Here is a 17,679-nt window from a genome sequence, read left to right as displayed (position 1 = left end):
AGGTTGAGAATGGGGGAAACAGAGCTAATCCGATTAGCACAGTCGGGAGATGAAAAAGCATATGTAGAGTTAATGCAACTTTACCATCGAACGATTGAGAAATTTGCATACCAATGTGGGGTGCATCAAAACGATGTGAGCGATGTGACACAGGAAGTATTTATAAAATTGTATCGATTTTTATATCAATTTCAACATGATCGATTTACCACATGGTTATATAAAATCACATTAAATGCTGTACGAGATTATTACAGAAAAGAGTCCAAAGAGAAAAGTAAAGAACATAAGTGGAAGGAACAAATGAACGACGAACCTTTGCTGGTTTCGACAGAAAAGAAAATTTTACTGTTTGAAGAAGACCAACAACTTCATGACGCTATCCTTTCGTTAGACGAAAAATATCGATACCCGATTATTTTCTTTTATTTTCAAGAGTTGTCATATGAGCAGATTGGAGAAGTAATGAATATCCCCTTATCCACTGTGAAAACACGTATTCTTCGGGCAAAAGAGCAGTTAAAAATTGCTTTGGTAAATGAAAGAGGTGAACAAATTGGACGATAAACAACTCGAACAGCGGCTTGAATTTCTAAAAAAATCCTACGAGCGGGTTCCATCTACTTTTCAAGCAGACGATGTCATAAGAGAAATTAGAGCTGAAAAACATCAACAAAGTCGAGCGAAAGTCTCCAAAACATCAGATCGCTCTTTTTGGCAGCGATTTGGGGTTCTTAGTGCTAGTGTCGCTAGCTTATTCATTATCGGAATACTAGCTATCCCGTATTTACAACATAATGAACCACTCAAGCAGCCGGAAAACGCTTCGGTTGTAAGTGAGGAAAAGATTGAGGATATGATTAAGATATACGAACGTAATAGAGAACGATCACGTGAAAAATTAGGGTTGTCAACGGATCAATTTGACTCTCTTTCCTATATACAAGAAGCAGATGCTACATTTGAATACTTTTGGAAATCAAAAAAAATTCTAGAACATCAAATGTCACATGAAGAAGTAAATAATCAGTTCGACAATTTATTAGCTTCTTTACGTTCCCCATCTGAAATGGTTTTACACGCAGATAAATCCGTTTTACATGGAAGTGAAGAGGAAAGTCTAAACTTCTTACTAGAACTTCAACAAAAAATTAATGATTTAATGAGGGTGTATAATCAAGCAATTGCAGAGAATCACGCAATATTTAAAGAACTACAACCAAAAGAAGGGTGGAGTAAACCTACGTTTGATAAATTGATTCCATCATTTCCTGAAAACATTGAAAAACTGACCCTTGCTATGAAAGATGAAGGCATAACGATTCTTCCCATACAACGTGGTGAAAATTTTACAGCGACATGGCATTCTTTTTTTCCAGATGATTTGGTACATCCAGTAACACAAGGATATGTGACCTATCTTGATGAGCAGCCTTATTTATACGGAGGAGATCTCGCGAAAAAGCTGGAAGAATATCCACCTTTATTAAAAGTTTTTGATGAGCTCGTCCTAGATGAAGGTGGTAAAAACACGGATAACTCATTATATAGAGAAGTTTCAAGTAATTATAAAAATATTTTGTATGCGTTAGTGAAAACATCTAATCCTAGTTCTTTGTTTGATAGAAATGGGGTAGTAAAAGAGGAGTATCAATTGCTGTTTAAAGATATCCAACAACCACAACAACATTCTATTTCCTCTTATTTAATCGAACCTATCGTCAATGAATTCGAAGTAAGCGGATGGAGAAACTCAAATACTTGGACGCAATTCAACTACTCCTATTTAGACAAAATGTTTATGGAAATAAATTATTACGGATTTAAAGAGGAAGTGTATGACGAGTCTGCCTCTAATAGAGAGGAGCCTGTTCAACTAAATGTAGAATATTTCCAACGAATTCATAGTTTGTATAAGAAATTTGCTGGTACGCACGATCCTGCCGCTTTACGCGATATTTCGGCTATCGATTTAGTGGGCTTATACTATTACTCTCAAGAGTTAGGGGATATGGAGACACAATACGAATTATTTGTGAAAGATGATCAAAAATTTGAAGTGATACCGAGGGAAGAGTTTTTGGCTTTCGACCATCAAAAAGATTCATCTTGGCGAAAGTTGTATACCTCCTTTACGTTTCAATCGGATGCTTTAGAAAACTCTTTGTATCCCGGAGGAACGGTAATCATGACACTCGCGAATCCGACGAACGAGCAGTCAGAAATAGGGTTCCGCGTTTTCATGACAAAGAATGGCTGGAGAGCATCCTTTATGCCGACTCAATAGCTATGAAGCGCAATCTTTCCTAATTTATGGTATACTTTTAGATGGCCAAAAGGTAGAACTCAAGATACACGTAGATTAGGAGCGTAAAAAAATGACAAAAAATTATGAAGTAGGAGATGTTGTTACAGGAAAAGTAACAGGCATTCAACCCTATGGTGCTTTCGTGGCACTAGACGATGAAACACAAGGACTTGTGCATATTTCTGAAATTACGTATGGTTTTGTAAAAGAAGTAAGTGATTTCCTCTCAATTGGTCAAGAAGTAGAAGTGAAAGTTCTAGAAGTAGATGATTCTGCTGGAAAAATTAGTCTGTCCATTCGCGCATTGCAGGAAAAGCCTCCCCTTCTTCGGAAAGAAGAGCGTCCCAAAAAATCTCTTCAAGCGCGTGTGAATGAAAGCGACGCGGAAGGGTTTAATTCCTTAAAAGATAAATTATCCGATTGGATTAAACAATCTGGACAATAAGAAAAAGTGTTCTCTACTTAGATGTGGAGAACACTTTTTTTAGTTTCGGATTTTACGCAATCGATATTGTAAATTTTGCCGACTCATTCCTAATGCTGCTGCAGCTTTCGTTACGTTACCGTTAAACTTCTCCATCACTTTTACGACATATTCCGATTCAGCCGCTTTTAAATAAACTTCCAGAGGAACAATCGCATCGGATTCAACTGTATATTTTGTCGCCATTTGTTTATACGTTGCTACTGAGTCGTCCAATTTCCTTTTGAAATGTAGGGGAAGTAAATCATAGGTAACCCATTCTTCGTCCGTGACAAATGAAGCAATTTCATCTAAGAGAAATTCTAGTTCTTTCAAGTTTCCCGGCCAATCATACTTGTGAAACAGTGTCGTGACATCTTTAGAAAGTCCTTTTATAACTGTCCCGAAGCGAATGGAATGACGCATGAAATAATCTTCGACAAAAGGAACAATATCTTCTTTACGATCTCGTAACGGCGGAACTGTAATAAGCATGGAAGCAAAAAAGTAATACAGCTCTTTCCATAATTCCCCGGAAGTAATTAATTCGACTGGATCCTTTCCGGTGCTAGCTAAAAAGAAGTGCTGTTTTAAACGAGGATCTTGCACAACTTCTAGTAGCTTTTGTTGATGGTGCAATGATAATAAATCGATACGTTCACAGAATATAGTAGAGGGTTCTCGTTCAATCATTTCTGCGTGTAACTGATCTAGCATGTTTGCGTCCGCATTGTGACAATAGAGTGTATAAAAATTAGATGCACCCGGAGACCATTCATGATGAATTGCCTCTGCAATCAAATCTTTTCCCGTACCGGATTCGCCTAAAAGTAAAACAGACAGTTTTGCATGAGCTGCCTTCTTCGCCATTTCCTTTACCGAGATCATGGATTCGGAAATAGCAGTAATAATCGAAAACGTGATAGGTTCTCCGTATCGTTTTAATGGTTGATACACAAATTGTTCGAGGGTGGTGACGTCATGGGCAAGTTCAATTGCTCCAATTAACTTTCCATCAACATGCACCGGGTAGGTATCATTAATCGTCGTAATTTCTTGTCCGTGTCGATTCCAATAGGTTTGTTTCACGGTTACAATCGGTTGTTGGGTAGCAAGGACTTCGAGTAATGTACTTGATTGTTGGCCAAACTGAAAGATATCTATTAAAGAATGATCTTGAAATTCGGTGATTTCAATGCCTTCCATTTTACGCATATGGTCATTATAAATGATCGTTTTGCCTTGGACATCAACTGCATGAATCCCTACAGTCATATGATTTTGGGCAAATTGGTAAAATGCTAACAATGAGTTTTCATCCACTGATCTTCACCTGCCTTTTAGGAATATTGCAAATTTGAGATGATTTTACTTGAAAAATGAAAGATTATTTTGCATTATTATAAGTATAAACAAACCATAAGTGCAAATTTTTTTTGCGCTAATCTAAATTAACTTAGGAGGATTCTCATGATCCCTTACAAACATGAAGCATTTACTGATTTCTCGAAAGAAGAAAACAAAAAAGCCATTCAAGAAGGCTACAAAGTCGTTGAATCGTATTTAGGGGAAGAATATCCATTAGTTATTGGTGGAGAACGTATTACGACAGAAGACAAGATTGTCTCGTACAACCCAGCAAATAAATCAGAAGTGGTTGGATCTACTTCAAAAGCGACGAAAGAATTAGCAGCAAAAGCAATGGATGTAGCAGATAAAACGTTTAACACTTGGAAAAAAGTGAAACCAGAAGTACGTGCAGATGTTTTATTCAAAGCTGCGGCAATTATGCGTCGTCGTAAATTTGAATTTTCCGCATTGCTTTCTAAAGAAGCAGGTAAAACTTGGGTAGAAGCAGATGTAGAAGCTGCTGAAGCAATCGACTTTTTAGAATATTATGGTCGTCAAATGCTTTCTCTAAAAAATGGCCAACCTGTTGAAAGCCGTCCAGGCGAATATAACCAATATAATTACATTCCATTAGGTGTGGCAGTCGTCATTTCACCTTGGAACTTCCCATTTGCTATTATGGCGGGAACAACTGTTGCAGCAATGGTAGCAGGGAACACGGTTTTACTTAAACCAGCTTCTACTACTCCAGTTGTTGCGTATAAGTTTGTGGAAGTATTAGAACAAGCAGGTATGCCTGCAGGAGTTGTAAACTTCATCCCAGGTTCTGGAGCAGAAGTTGGTGACTTCCTAGTAGATCACCCACGTACTCGTTTAATCAGTTTCACTGGTTCTCGTGATGTAGGTTTACGTATTTTCGAACGTGCGTCGAAATTAAGTGAAGGACAAATTTGGATTAAACGCGTGATTGCTGAAATGGGCGGTAAAGATACAATCGTTGTTGATAAAGAAGCGGATTTAGAATTGGCTGCTCAATCGATTGTGAAATCTGCATTCGGCTTTAGTGGTCAAAAATGTTCTGCATGTTCTCGTGCAGTAGTTGTGGAAGATGTATACGATCAAGTTCTAGCTCGTGTGGAAGAGCTTACGAAAGCATTATCGGTTGGAAAACCAGATAGTGACGAACATTTTGTTGGGCCAGTTATTGATGGTGCGGCATACAAGAAAATTATGGAATATATCGAAATTGGGAAAGGCGAAGGTCGCCTAGTAGCAGGTGGAAATGGTGATGATTCAAAAGGATTCTTCATTGAACCAACTGTAATAGCTGATTTAGATCCAAAAGCACGAATCATGCAAGAAGAGATCTTTGGACCAGTAGTTGGTTTTGCGAAAGCGAAAGACTTTGATCATGCGTTAGAAATTGCAAACAACACGGAATATGGTTTAACTGGTGCAGTAATTACAAATAACCGTATGAATCAAGAAAAAGCTCGTGAGGACTTCCATGTTGGTAACTTATACTTCAACCGTGGATGTACCGGAGCAATTGTTGGTTATCAACCATTTGGTGGATTCAACATGTCAGGTACTGATTCAAAAGCAGGTGGACCAGATTACATCCAACTACACATGCAAGCTAAAACAACATCTGAAATGCTGTAAGTAAAATTCATAAGCAGGCTCATCACTTGATGCGTCTGCTTTTTTTACAGATAAAGACGAAGGAGGAAATTAGATGACGAATTCTACACATGTAATTGAGCAAACAGAAAAATTTGGTGCAAATAATTACCATCCACTACCAATCGTAATTTCAGAAGCAGAGGGTGTGTGGGTAAAAGATCCAGAGGGCAATAAGTTTATGGATATGTTGTCAGCTTATTCCGCTGTTAACCAAGGGCATAGACACCCAAAGATTATTCAAGCGTTAAAAGATCAAGCAGATCGAGTGACGTTAACATCACGTGCGTTCCATAACGATCAATTAGGTCCTTGGTATGAAATGATTTGCGAACTTTCAGGAAAAGAAATGGCACTTCCGATGAATACGGGTGCTGAAGCAGTCGAAACCGCTGTTAAAGCTGCACGTAGATGGGCTTACGATGTAAAAGGTGTAGCGGACAATCAAGCAGAAATTATAGTGTGTGATGGTAACTTCCATGGTCGTACCATGACAGCAGTTTCCATGTCATCGGATCCTGAATACAAACGTGGATTCGGACCAATGTTACCTGGTGTTAAAATAATTCCATATGGCGATTTAGAAGCACTTAAAGCGGCAATTACTCCAAACACTGCAGCGTTTATTCTTGAACCAATTCAAGGGGAAGCAGGAATTATTATTCCTCCAAAAGGATTTATGAAAGCTGCTTACGACTATTGTAAAGAACAAAACGTGTTATTCATCGCAGATGAAATCCAAGCAGGTCTTGCACGAACAGGACGTATGTTTGCAAGTGAGTGGGAAGATGTTAATCCTGACATGTATATTCTCGGAAAAGCACTTGGTGGGGGAGTATTCCCAATCTCTTGTGTTGTAGCGGATCGGGAAGTTCTTGGAGTATTTAATCCTGGATCACATGGTTCCACATTTGGTGGGAATCCGATGGCATGTGCCGTTTCAATTGCTTCATTAGAAGTATTAAAAGACGAGAAGTTAGCGGAACGCTCAGAAGAGCTAGGAAATTATTTCCAAGAAAAGTTAAAAACATTATCTCATCCGTCGATAAAAGAAGTACGCGGACGTGGATTGTTTATCGGTATGGAGTTAACGGAAGCGGCTCGACCTTACTGTGAGGAATTAAAAGAACTCGGTTTATTATGTAAAGAGACTCATGATACTGTAATCCGATTTGCTCCTCCACTTGTCATCACAAAAGAAGAATTAGACTGGGCATTTGAAAAAATCGAAAAAGTATTCAATAAATAATATTTTTGCATTTAAAAAACAATTTGAACTATGTTACAATGATTCCGATGTAATCAATATGAATAAAGAGGCGAAACAATACAATGGCTGAAAATTTAAACCTGTTCACATCAACGCAAGATGTTATTCAGGAAGCACTGCACAAACTAGGTTATGACGAAGGTATGTTCGAACTATTGAAAGAACCATTACGTATGCTAGAAGTCCGAATTCCAGTCAAAATGGATGATGGAGCGACGAAAGTATTCACAGGGTTCCGTGCTCAACACAATGATGCTGTAGGACCGACAAAAGGTGGAGTTCGTTTCCATCCAATGGTAAGTGAAGATGAAGTGAAAGCTTTATCTATGTGGATGACATTAAAATGTGGAATTGTCGATCTTCCATATGGTGGTGGTAAAGGTGGAATCATCTGTGATCCTCGCCAAATGTCAATGGGTGAAATCGAGCGACTTAGTCGTGGTTATGTTCGCGCAATCAGTCAATTCGTTGGCCCAACAAAAGATATTCCAGCTCCAGATGTATTTACTAACTCGCAAATTATGGCTTGGATGATGGATGAGTATAGTCGTATGGATGAATTTAACTCTCCAGGGTTTATTACAGGAAAACCTATTGTTCTTGGAGGATCTCAAGGTCGTGAAAGAGCAACTGCACAAGGTGTTACGATTTGTATCGAGGAAGCTGCGAAAAAACGCGGAATTGATATGAAAGGTGCTCGCATTGTTATTCAAGGCTTCGGGAACGCGGGTAGTTTCTTAGCAAAATTCATGAGCGATGCTGGCGCGAAAGTTATCGGTATTTCCGATGCACATGGTGCTCTTCATGATCCTAACGGTTTAGATATCGATTATTTACTAGACCGCCGAGATAGTTTCGGTACGGTTACAACATTGTTTGATAATACGATTTCGAATAAAGAATTGCTTGAACTAGATTGCGATATTCTTGTTCCAGCAGCAATTGAAAACCAAATCACTTCTGAAAATGCACATAATATTCGTGCATCGATTGTGGTAGAAGCGGCAAATGGTCCAACTACTACAGAAGCGACGAAAATTTTGACAGAACGTGGAATTTTACTCGTTCCTGACGTTTTAGCTAGTGCTGGGGGAGTTACTGTATCTTATTTCGAATGGGTACAAAACAACCAAGGGTACTACTGGACAGAAGAAGAAGTAAATGAAAAGCTTTACAAAAAAATGGTGGATGCATTTGAAAATGTATACACAGTTGGTACAACACGTAACATCGACATGCGCTTAGCTGCCTATATGGTTGGTGTTCGTAAAACTGCTGAAGCATCTCGTTTCCGTGGTTGGGTATAATCATTAAACTGCCTCGTCTCTCCAAAAGAGACGAGGCTTTTTTTATGAAACAAAGATATTACCGAAAAAGGAATAGGGATAGTACGAAATTTTTGCTTTCCAACGAGATTTTCCACATAATAAAGTTCGAGGAGATGATACCATGAATGCATTTTCATTTTATAATCCGGTAAAACTTATATTCGGAAAAGGTCAAATTGAACAATTACAAAAAGAAATTCCACAATACGGAAACAAAGTAATGGTTGTCTATGGTGGAGGAAGTATAAAAAAGAATGGTTTGTATGATCAAGTAATGGATCAACTAAAAGCGGCTAATTTGGAAGTCGTGGAGTTAAGCGGTGTTGAACCAAATCCACGTATCTCTACTGTTCGTCGTGGAGTAGAATTAGCGAAGAAAGAAAATGTCGATTTTCTTTTAGCTGTCGGTGGAGGCTCTGTAATTGATGCAACTAAATTAATGGCGGTTGCTTCTAAATACGATGGTGATGCTTGGGACTTTGTGAGTCGGAAAGCTGTTCCAAAAGACGGATTGCCAATCGGTACTGTTTTGACGATCGCTGCAACAGGATCTGAAATGAATGCTGGATCGGTTATTACAAATGAAGAAACACAAGAAAAATACGGATGGGGATCACCATTTAGTTTCCCTAAGTTCTCTATTTTAGATCCAACTAATACTTTTTCTGTACCGCAAGATCAAACTATTTATGGCATAGTGGATATGATGTCTCATTTGTTTGAACAATACTTCAACAATGCATCGAACACGCCAGTTCAAGATGAAATGATTGAAGGGGTACTTCGCACAGTTATTGATACAGCTCCAAAATTACTGCGTGATTTACATTCTTACGAACATCGTGAAACAATTATGTTTGCTGGAACAATGGCATTAAATAATTTCTTGCAAATGGGTTACAACGGCGACTGGGCTTCGCATAACATTGAGCACGCTATTTCTGCAGTGTATGACATTCCACATGCAGGAGGACTTGCAATTGTCTTCCCAAATTGGATGCGTCATAACTTGAAAGTGGATCCAGAACGTTTTGCTCGCATGGCAGTTTATGTGTTTGGTGTAGAGCCAGAAGGTAAAACAATTGAAGAAACTGCGAACGAAGGAATCGATCGTTTACGCGCTTTCTGGAGTTCAATTGGTGCTCCTGAAACGCTCGCTGACTATAAAATCGATGACACTAAAATCGAAGAAATGGTTGAAAAAGCAATGGTTTATGGAGAGTTTGGTAACTTTACAAAACTAAATGCGGAAGATGTACGTTCTATTCTAAAAGCTTCCTTATAATATTCAGTGCAAAAAACCCATCTTACGAAGTCGTAAGATGGGTTTTATTATTTCATTTCTGGATGATTCTTTTTGAAATCAGTTGCATTTTGTTTAGCTGTGTCCCATGTCATGACGCCGTCATCTTCATCGAAACTCACGTGAACATCTTGAACATTCGGTTGGTGTAAAATTAAATCAACTAAATGATCTCGAATATCATCCACTTCTGCGAAGCTTAAAGTGGAATCTACTTCTGCCATCACTTCAACATGTAAAAATTCTCCTTCTTTTACAACAGAAAGCATTTTTATATCTTGTATAGCTTCATGTTCCATGACAAGTCGAGCAATATGCTGTGTCATTTGTTCATCTGTTTCACCAAGAACACCTCTGGCATTGTCTAAGAAAATACGTCCCACTACATAGAACATCAGAATACCGATAATAATGGAAGCATAGCCCTCTGCTGCAAGAAAACCAGTATAATGAGCGATAAAAACAGCAATTAATGCAAGAATATTACCGCTTGTAGCAACTAAGTCTTCCATAAAAACTAATTTTGTTGCTGGTTTTGCTTTCGATAAGACCGAAAAGCTTTTTATAATTGGAGCAAATCCAGTGCCTTCTGTATTAGTTTCATGTAACACTTCTTTCCCAGCTTTATATAATACGGAAAATTCCAGAATGGCTGCTAATGAGAAAACTCCTACAATAATCCAAAGTCCTTCAGATTCCGTTGGGTGAATCACATGGTGCCAACCTTCAATTATTGCTTCATATGCTAGGATACCGACAATAATTACTGCAAATAATAAAACAAGATTGACTAATCGACCAAAACCATTTGGAAATCGTTTGGTTGGTGCTTTTTTAGATAGAGCGGATCCAATGTAGACAAATAGTTGATTTGCGGCGTCCCCAAATGAGTGAAGCATTTCTGCAAACATCGCAACATTCCCGGTGAAGAAGAAAGCCACACCTTTTAAAATAGCGATAACTGTATTAATAATTGCTGCAAGCAACGACGGTTTATTTCCATCTTTTAATAAAACAAAAAATTCTTTCACAAAACAACCTCCTTAGTTTAGTAGTTCAATTTCCACGTAATCGACATACTCTAATTGTCGAAAGCTAGCATATAAAGTTTGTATCGTTTTGTTCGGTAAAGTAGAGACTTTTAAATCCACTTGCTTCTTTCCTGAATCGGAGGGGTTTGTGACATCTTTTATTTTCACATTATCTAAAAACATGTTTTCTGATTTTAGATAATCAAACAAAGAGTTAATCGATTCATTATTTTTAATCATTAATACTAGGGAAATTTCTTTCATTCGGAGCCGCCTTGGGCCGAATTTGATTAATAAAGGAGGAATAATTTCAATACCAATTAACACGATGAGTACACAAGCAGCTGCTTCTAAATAAAAACCAGCCCCCACTGCAATTCCAATCGCACCTGCACCCCAGATCATTGCTGCAGTTGTTAACCCAGTAATCGAATCATTGCCTTTTCGTAAAATAACACCTGCACCAAGAAAACCAATTCCACTTACAATTTGCGCTGCCAGCCGTAAAGGATCCATTGTAATGTTAATAGAATTCGATCCAGTAGCACTATAAGCAGCTTCGATGGAGATATATGTAAGAAGACAACTAAAGGTCGAAATAACAAGGCTTGTTTTTAACCCTACAGGCTTTCTTTTTAATTCCCTTTCTAGCCCAATGATTAAACTTAATAATGCGGCTAAACTTAATTTAAACAAAATAGAATCAGCGGGATTCACCCAGTCTAATAATTCCAAACTATTTTCTCCTCTCGCTCTTATAACTAACAATCAGTTATAGTAATAGTACAATGAATGAGAATAAAGCCACAAATATTTCTTGAATTGAGGTACACAACATGAATGAACAACGTATGCATCCATATATAACGATTATCATTGGTGTAATCGCAGTATCTATGTCAGCTATTTTCGTTAAGCTAGCAGCTGCGGACTCAGGAATCACTGCTTTTTATCGAATGTTTTTCTCGGTTGTCATCATGACGCCGATTTTCTTGTGGAAATACATCAATGAAGTAAAGAAGTTAACAAAAAGAGATTGGTCTTTTTCTATAATAGCGGGCATTTTTTTAGCGTTTCATTTTATCCTTTGGTTTGAATCATTAAAATATACTTCTGTAGCAAGTTCTACCGTCTTAGTAACCTTGCAACCACTTTTCGCATTTGCGGGAACATATTTCTTTTTTAAAGAGAAGCTTTCCATTAAAACAATTTTGTCCGCTATGTTAGCGATCACAGGTTCAATTGTCATCAGTTGGGGAGATTTTCAAGTGAATGAAGAAGCATTATATGGAGATATGTTAGCATTAATTGCGTGTGCACTAGTTACTGCATATTTACTGTTTGGACAAGATGTACGAAGAAGACTTTCATTAGTTACTTATACATATGTCGTTTATTTGGTCAGTACAATTGTTTTATTAATATATGTATTAGGGATGAGTGAATCTTTCGGACCTTACTCACTTCAGACTTGGTGCTGGTTTGTTCTTTTAGCAATTGTTCCAAATTTACTGGGACATACAATGTTTAATTACTCTATTAAATTTGTCAGTACAAATGCCATTTCAATGGCTATTTTGTTTGAGCCAGTAGGGGCTGCAATACTTGCCTATTTTATTTTCATGGAGTATTTAACTTTTACTCAAGTAATAGGTGCAGTGGTCGTATTAATTGGTATAGCTTTATTTATAATTGATGAAAAGAAATTTATTCGATTCTTTTTTCGAAAATAGCTTGAAATATCTTGTTCAGCGAGGTATATTAAATCATGTTCCTAACAACGTTAAAAAATATTTTAAAATAGTATTGACTTTGTTGGTTGAACAATATATATTAATAAAGTCGCCAAAACGAGCGACACCATGAACCTTGAAAACTGAACAGCAAAACGTTAACTATAACAGTTTGTCGGTAACCGACCTCCGTCGGAGCCATAAACAAAACTTAGAAACAAAAGTTTCTATTTTAAATGGACATCATTAAGATGCCAGCAAACAGCATGAGCAATCATGCTCTCTATGATGGAGAGTTTGATCCTGGCTCAGGACGAACGCTGGCGGCGTGCCTAATACATGCAAGTCGAGCGGAAAGAAGAAGAAGCTTGCTTCTTCTGATTTTAGCGGCGGACGGGTGAGTAACACGTGGGCAACCTGCCCTGTAGATTGGGATAACTCCGGGAAACCGGGGCTAATACCGAATAATCCTTCGGATTTCATGATTTGAAGTTGAAAGACGGTTTCGGCTGTCACTACAGGATGGGCCCGCGGCGCATTAGCTAGTTGGTAGGGTAATGGCCTACCAAGGCGACGATGCGTAGCCGACCTGAGAGGGTGATCGGCCACACTGGGACTGAGACACGGCCCAGACTCCTACGGGAGGCAGCAGTAGGGAATCTTCCACAATGGACGAAAGTCTGATGGAGCAACGCCGCGTGAGTGAAGAAGGTTTTCGGATCGTAAAACTCTGTTGTGAGGGAAGAACAGGTAGGGGAGTAACTGTCCTTACTATGACGGTACCTCATTAGAAAGCCACGGCTAACTACGTGCCAGCAGCCGCGGTAATACGTAGGTGGCAAGCGTTGTCCGGAATTATTGGGCGTAAAGCGCGCGCAGGCGGTCCTTTAAGTCTGATGTGAAAGCCCACGGCTCAACCGTGGAGGGTCATTGGAAACTGGAGGACTTGAGTGCAGAAGAGGAAAGCGGAATTCCACGTGTAGCGGTGAAATGCGTAGAGATGTGGAGGAACACCAGTGGCGAAGGCGGCTTTCTGGTCTGTAACTGACGCTGAGGCGCGAAAGCGTGGGGAGCAAACAGGATTAGATACCCTGGTAGTCCACGCCGTAAACGATGAGTGCTAAGTGTTAGGGGGTTTCCGCCCCTTAGTGCTGCAGCTAACGCATTAAGCACTCCGCCTGGGGAGTACGGCCGCAAGGCTGAAACTCAAAGGAATTGACGGGGGCCCGCACAAGCGGTGGAGCATGTGGTTTAATTCGAAGCAACGCGAAGAACCTTACCAGGTCTTGACATCCCACTGACCGGCATAGAGATATGCTTTTCCCTTCGGGGACAGTGGTGACAGGTGGTGCATGGTTGTCGTCAGCTCGTGTCGTGAGATGTTGGGTTAAGTCCCGCAACGAGCGCAACCCTTGATCTTAGTTGCCAGCATTTAGTTGGGCACTCTAAGGTGACTGCCGGTGACAAACCGGAGGAAGGTGGGGATGACGTCAAATCATCATGCCCCTTATGACCTGGGCTACACACGTGCTACAATGGACGGTACAAAGGGTTGCGAACCCGCGAGGGGGAGCTAATCCCATAAAACCGTTCTCAGTTCGGATTGTAGGCTGCAACTCGCCTACATGAAGCCGGAATCGCTAGTAATCGCGGATCAGCATGCCGCGGTGAATACGTTCCCGGGCCTTGTACACACCGCCCGTCACACCACGAGAGTTTGTAACACCCGAAGTCGGTGAGGTAACCTTTTGGAGCCAGCCGCCGAAGGTGGGACAGATGATTGGGGTGAAGTCGTAACAAGGTAGCCGTATCGGAAGGTGCGGCTGGATCACCTCCTTTCTAAGGATAATTACGGAAGATGAACCTTCGGTTCATCGGTTAACGTTTTGCGTTCAGTTTTGAAGGTTCACAAGAAAAGCGGAATGAGGCATGATAGGCCGACTACCACTTTGGACCTGCGACTGCGTCATCTTGATGACGAGGGAGTAGGGAAAAGAGGTTGCGGACTGCCGAGTGAGCTAGACAGTGAAAACTTCAAACTTGTTCTTTGAAAACTGGATAAAACGACATTGAAAGCAACACATTGTAAGTAAGATTCAAGGTAAACAGTTTTGAACTGTTTCCATGCAAGGCTTATTAACGGTTAAGTTAATAAGGGCGCACGGTGAATGCCTTGGCACTAGGAGCCGAAGAAGGACGGTACGAACACCGATATGCCTCGGGGAGCTGTAAGTAAGCATTGATCCGGGGATTTCCGAATGGGGAAACCCACTGTTTTTAATCGAGCAGTACGTTTACGTGAATTCATAGCGTAATCGAGGCACACCCAGGGAACTGAAACATCTAAGTACCTGGAGGAAGAGAAAGAAAAATCGATTCCCTGAGTAGCGGCGAGCGAAACGGGAAGAGCCCAAACCAAGAGGCTTGCCTCTTGGGGTTGTAGGACACTCAATACGGAGTTACAAAAGAACGGGGTAGGCGAAGCGATCTGGAAAGGTCCGCGAAACAAGGTAACAGCCCTGTAGTCGAAAGTTCGTTCTCTCCTGAGTGGATCCTGAGTACGGCGGAACACGTGAAATTCCGTCGGAATCCGGGAGGACCATCTCCCAAGGCTAAATACTCCCTAGTGACCGATAGTGAACCAGTACCGTGAGGGAAAGGTGAAAAGCACCCCGGAAGGGGAGTGAAAAAGATCCTGAAACCGTGTGCCTACAAGTAGTTAGAGCCCGTTAATGGGTGATAGCGTGCCTTTTGTAGAATGAACCGGCGAGTTACGATTGCGTGCAAGGTTAAGCTGAGAAGGCGGAGCCGTAGCGAAAGCGAGTCTGAATAGGGCGAATGAGTACGTAGTTGTAGACCCGAAACCAGGTGATCTACCCATGTCCAGGGTGAAGGTAAGGTAACACTTACTGGAGGCCCGAACCCACGCATGTTGAAAAATGCGGGGATGAGGTGTGGGTAGCGGAGAAATTCCAATCGAACCTGGAGATAGCTGGTTCTCTCCGAAATAGCTTTAGGGCTAGCCTCAAACGTGAGAATCCTGGAGGTAGAGCACTGTTTGGACTAGGGGCCCATCCCGGGTTACCGAATTCAGACAAACTCCGAATGCCAGAGATTTATGTTTGGGAGTCAGACTGCGAGTGATAAGATCCGTAGTCAAGAGGGAAACAGCCCAGACCACCAGCTAAGGTCCCCAAGTAATTGTTAAGTGGAAAAGGATGTGGCGTTGCTTAGACAACCAGGATGTTGGCTTAGAAGCAGCCATCATTTAAAGAGTGCGTAATAGCTCACTGGTCGAGTGACGCTGCGCCGAAAATGTATCGGGGCTAAACAATTCACCGAAGCTGTGGATTGACACCGTAGGTGTCAGTGGTAGGAGAGCGTTCTAAGGGCGTTGAAGCTAGACCGGAAGGACTGGTGGAGCGCTTAGAAGTGAGAATGCCGGTATGAGTAGCGAAAGACGGGTGAGAATCCCGTCCACCGAATGACTAAGGTTTCCTGAGGAAGGCTCGTCCGCTCAGGGTTAGTCGGGACCTAAGTCGAGGCCGATAGGCGTAGACGATGGACAACAGGTTGATATTCCTGTACCACCTCCCCGCCGTTTGAGTAATGGGGGGACGCAGTAGGATAGGGTAAGCGTGCCGTTGGTTGTGCACGTTCAAGCAGTGAGATGTGGAATGAGGCAAATCCCGTTCCTATAACATTGAGCTGTGATGACAAGGACCACTTGGTCTGGAGTTCCTGATTTCACACTGCCAAGAAAAGCCTCTAACGAGGCGGGAGGTGCCCGTACCGCAAACCGACACAGGTAGTCGAGGAGAGAATCCTAAGGTGATCGAGAGAACTCTCGTTAAGGAACTCGGCAAAATGACCCCGTAACTTCGGGAGAAGGGGTGCTCTATTAGGGTGTTAAAGCCCGAGAGAGCCGCAGTGAATAGGCCCAGGCGACTGTTTAGCAAAAACACAGGTCTCTGCAAAACCGTAAGGTGACGTATAGGGGCTGACGCCTGCCCGGTGCTGGAAGGTTAAGAGGAGTGCTTAGCGCAAGCGAAGGTGCGAATTGAAGCCCCAGTAAACGGCGGCCGTAACTATAACGGTCCTAAGGTAGCGAAATTCCTTGTCGGGTAAGTTCCGACCCGCACGAAAGGCGTAACGATCTGGGCACTGTCTCAACGAGAGACTCGGTGAAATTATAGTACCTGTGAAGATGCAGGTTACCCGCGACAGGACGGAAAGACCCCGTGGAGCTTTACTGTAGCCTGATATGGAATTTTGGTACAACTTGTACAGGATAGGTAGGAGCCTAAGAGCCCGGAGCGCCAGCTTCGGAGGAGGCGTCGGTGGGATACTACCCTGGTTGTATTGAACTTCTAACCCATACCCGTAAGCCGGGTAGGAGACAGTGTCAGGCGGGCAGTTTGACTGGGGCGGTCGCCTCCTAAAGTGTAACGGAGGCGCCCAAAGGTTCCCTCAGAATGGTTGGAAATCATTCGTAGAGTGTAAAGGCAGAAGGGAGCTTGACTGCGAGACCTACAAGTCGAGCAGGGTCGAAAGACGGGCTTAGTGATCCGGTGGTTCCGCATGGAAGGGCCATCGCTCAACGGATAAAAGCTACCCCGGGGATAACAGGCTTATCTCCCCCAAGAGTCCACATCGACGGGGAGGTTTGGCACCTCGATGTCGGCTCATCGCATCCTGGGGCTGTAGTCGGTCCCAAGGGTTGGGCTGTTCGCCCATTAAAGCGGTACGCGAGCTGGGTTCAGAACGTCGTGAGACAGTTCGGTCCCTATCCGTCGTGGGCGTAGGAAATTTGAGAGGAGCTGTCCTTAGTACGAGAGGACCGGGATGGACACACCGCTGGTGTACCAGTTGTTCTGCCAAGAGCATCGCTGGGTAGCTATGTGTGGACGGGATAAGTGCTGAAAGCATCTAAGCATGAAGCCCCCCTCAAGATGAGATTTCCCATTACGCAAGTAAGTAAGATCCCTCAAAGACGATGAGGTAGATAGGTTCGAGGTGGAAGCGTGGCGACACGTGCAGCTGACGAATACTAATCGATCGAGGACTTAACCAAAACGAGTGGAACGTCGCAAGACGTTTCCACCGAACGTGTTCTTTCAATGACGTTTATCCAGTTTTGATGGAATAAGAATTCTTCGTTTTCTTTTCAGAAGATACTTGTAATACTCGAAAGAGTTGTTATAATAAAT

At 41.7% G+C, this 17,679-nt stretch carries 11 protein-coding genes and 2 rRNA genes; 10 read left to right on the top strand and 3 right to left on the bottom strand.

What is annotated here, in order from left to right; genetic code table 11:
* Positions 1-9 precede the first annotated feature (9 nt).
* The 3 genes from D3873_RS08635 to yugI all read left to right on the top strand — a co-directional run bounded on the left by D3873_RS08635 (position 10) and on the right by yugI (position 2,753).
* Entirely contained in the window at positions 10-567 is a 558-nt protein-coding gene (locus tag D3873_RS08635; RefSeq protein ID WP_119883672.1) for an RNA polymerase sigma factor, read from the top strand.
* Positions 557-2,287 carry a hypothetical protein gene (locus tag D3873_RS08630; RefSeq protein ID WP_119883671.1) on the top strand — a complete coding sequence of 577 codons (1,731 nt, stop codon included), beginning with the start codon at positions 557-559 and terminating at the stop codon, positions 2,285-2,287. Before D3873_RS08635 ends, D3873_RS08630 begins: the two co-directional genes overlap by 11 nt.
* Positions 2,288-2,378: 91 nt before the next feature.
* The gene (gene yugI, locus D3873_RS08625; protein WP_119883670.1) at positions 2,379-2,753 is read left to right on the top strand and encodes a S1 domain-containing post-transcriptional regulator GSP13; all 375 of its coding nucleotides are present in this window, start codon (positions 2,379-2,381) and stop codon (positions 2,751-2,753) included.
* A 39-nt stretch (positions 2,754-2,792) separates the two neighbouring features.
* Here the strand turns inward: yugI and D3873_RS08620 are convergent, their stop codons facing one another.
* On the bottom strand, positions 2,793-4,046 hold the full coding sequence (locus D3873_RS08620; RefSeq protein ID WP_119884513.1) for a sigma 54-interacting transcriptional regulator: 1,254 nt from the start codon (positions 4,044-4,046) through the stop codon (positions 2,793-2,795).
* Positions 4,047-4,241: 195 nt separating this feature from the next.
* Between D3873_RS08620 and pruA the strand changes: the two genes are divergently transcribed.
* The 4 genes from pruA to D3873_RS08600 all read left to right on the top strand — a co-directional run bounded on the left by pruA (position 4,242) and on the right by D3873_RS08600 (position 9,687).
* On the top strand, positions 4,242-5,786 hold the full coding sequence (gene pruA, locus D3873_RS08615) for an L-glutamate gamma-semialdehyde dehydrogenase (RefSeq protein ID WP_119883669.1): 1,545 nt from the start codon (positions 4,242-4,244) through the stop codon (positions 5,784-5,786).
* A gap of 73 nt (positions 5,787-5,859) precedes the next feature.
* On the top strand, positions 5,860-7,053 hold the full coding sequence (locus D3873_RS08610) for an ornithine--oxo-acid transaminase (RefSeq protein WP_119883668.1): 1,194 nt from the start codon (positions 5,860-5,862) through the stop codon (positions 7,051-7,053).
* Between the two features lie 83 nt (positions 7,054-7,136).
* Positions 7,137-8,381, top strand: coding sequence for a Glu/Leu/Phe/Val family dehydrogenase (locus D3873_RS08605; protein WP_119883667.1), 1,245 nt, complete (start codon positions 7,137-7,139; stop codon positions 8,379-8,381).
* A gap of 142 nt (positions 8,382-8,523) precedes the next feature.
* Positions 8,524-9,687, top strand: coding sequence for an iron-containing alcohol dehydrogenase (locus D3873_RS08600; RefSeq protein ID WP_119883666.1), 1,164 nt, complete (start codon positions 8,524-8,526; stop codon positions 9,685-9,687).
* Between the two features lie 47 nt (positions 9,688-9,734).
* On the opposite strand, the gene D3873_RS08595 is transcribed toward D3873_RS08600, so the two are convergent.
* Together D3873_RS08595 and D3873_RS08590 are read right to left on the bottom strand one after the other, a co-directional pair.
* Positions 9,735-10,736, bottom strand: coding sequence for a cation diffusion facilitator family transporter (locus D3873_RS08595; protein ID WP_119883665.1), 1,002 nt, complete (start codon positions 10,734-10,736; stop codon positions 9,735-9,737).
* A 12-nt stretch (positions 10,737-10,748) separates the two neighbouring features.
* A complete protein-coding gene (locus D3873_RS08590) occupies positions 10,749-11,471 on the bottom strand; it encodes an MgtC/SapB family protein (protein ID WP_119883664.1) in 723 nt (240 codons plus the stop codon).
* 101 nt (positions 11,472-11,572) lie between these two features.
* Between D3873_RS08590 and D3873_RS08585 the strand changes: the two genes are divergently transcribed.
* The 3 genes from D3873_RS08585 (at position 11,573) to D3873_RS08575 (ending at position 17,543) form a co-directional block, all read left to right on the top strand.
* On the top strand, positions 11,573-12,469 hold the full coding sequence (locus tag D3873_RS08585) for a DMT family transporter (RefSeq protein ID WP_119883663.1): 897 nt from the start codon (positions 11,573-11,575) through the stop codon (positions 12,467-12,469).
* Positions 12,470-12,754: 285 nt separating this feature from the next.
* A 16S ribosomal RNA gene (locus D3873_RS08580) occupies positions 12,755-14,308 on the top strand.
* A 302-nt stretch (positions 14,309-14,610) separates the two neighbouring features.
* Positions 14,611-17,543 (top strand): 23S ribosomal RNA (locus tag D3873_RS08575).
* The 16S and 23S rRNA genes sit together here, the layout of an rRNA operon.
* The last annotated feature ends 136 nt before the right edge of the window (positions 17,544-17,679 follow it).

This window comes from Paenisporosarcina cavernae (genome assembly GCF_003595195.1).
Classification (GTDB): Bacteria; Bacillota; Bacilli; order Bacillales_A; family Planococcaceae; genus Paenisporosarcina; species Paenisporosarcina cavernae.
Note: the sequence above shows the minus strand (reverse complement) of the source record. Positions and strands in the feature narration are given on the sequence as shown.

Coding starts and splice junctions, on each gene's coding strand:
- D3873_RS08620 (WP_119884513.1), bottom strand. CDS start 4,046: ATGACTGTAGGGATTCATGCAGTTGATGTCCAAGGCAAAACGATCATT.
- D3873_RS08585 (WP_119883663.1), top strand. CDS start 11,573: ATGAATGAACAACGTATGCATCCATATATAACGATTATCATTGGTGTA.
- D3873_RS08635 (WP_119883672.1), top strand. CDS start 10: ATGGGGGAAACAGAGCTAATCCGATTAGCACAGTCGGGAGATGAAAAA.
- D3873_RS08605 (WP_119883667.1), top strand. CDS start 7,137: ATGGCTGAAAATTTAAACCTGTTCACATCAACGCAAGATGTTATTCAG.
- D3873_RS08600 (WP_119883666.1), top strand. CDS start 8,524: ATGAATGCATTTTCATTTTATAATCCGGTAAAACTTATATTCGGAAAA.
- pruA (WP_119883669.1), top strand. CDS start 4,242: ATGATCCCTTACAAACATGAAGCATTTACTGATTTCTCGAAAGAAGAA.
- D3873_RS08610 (WP_119883668.1), top strand. CDS start 5,860: ATGACGAATTCTACACATGTAATTGAGCAAACAGAAAAATTTGGTGCA.
- yugI (WP_119883670.1), top strand. CDS start 2,379: ATGACAAAAAATTATGAAGTAGGAGATGTTGTTACAGGAAAAGTAACA.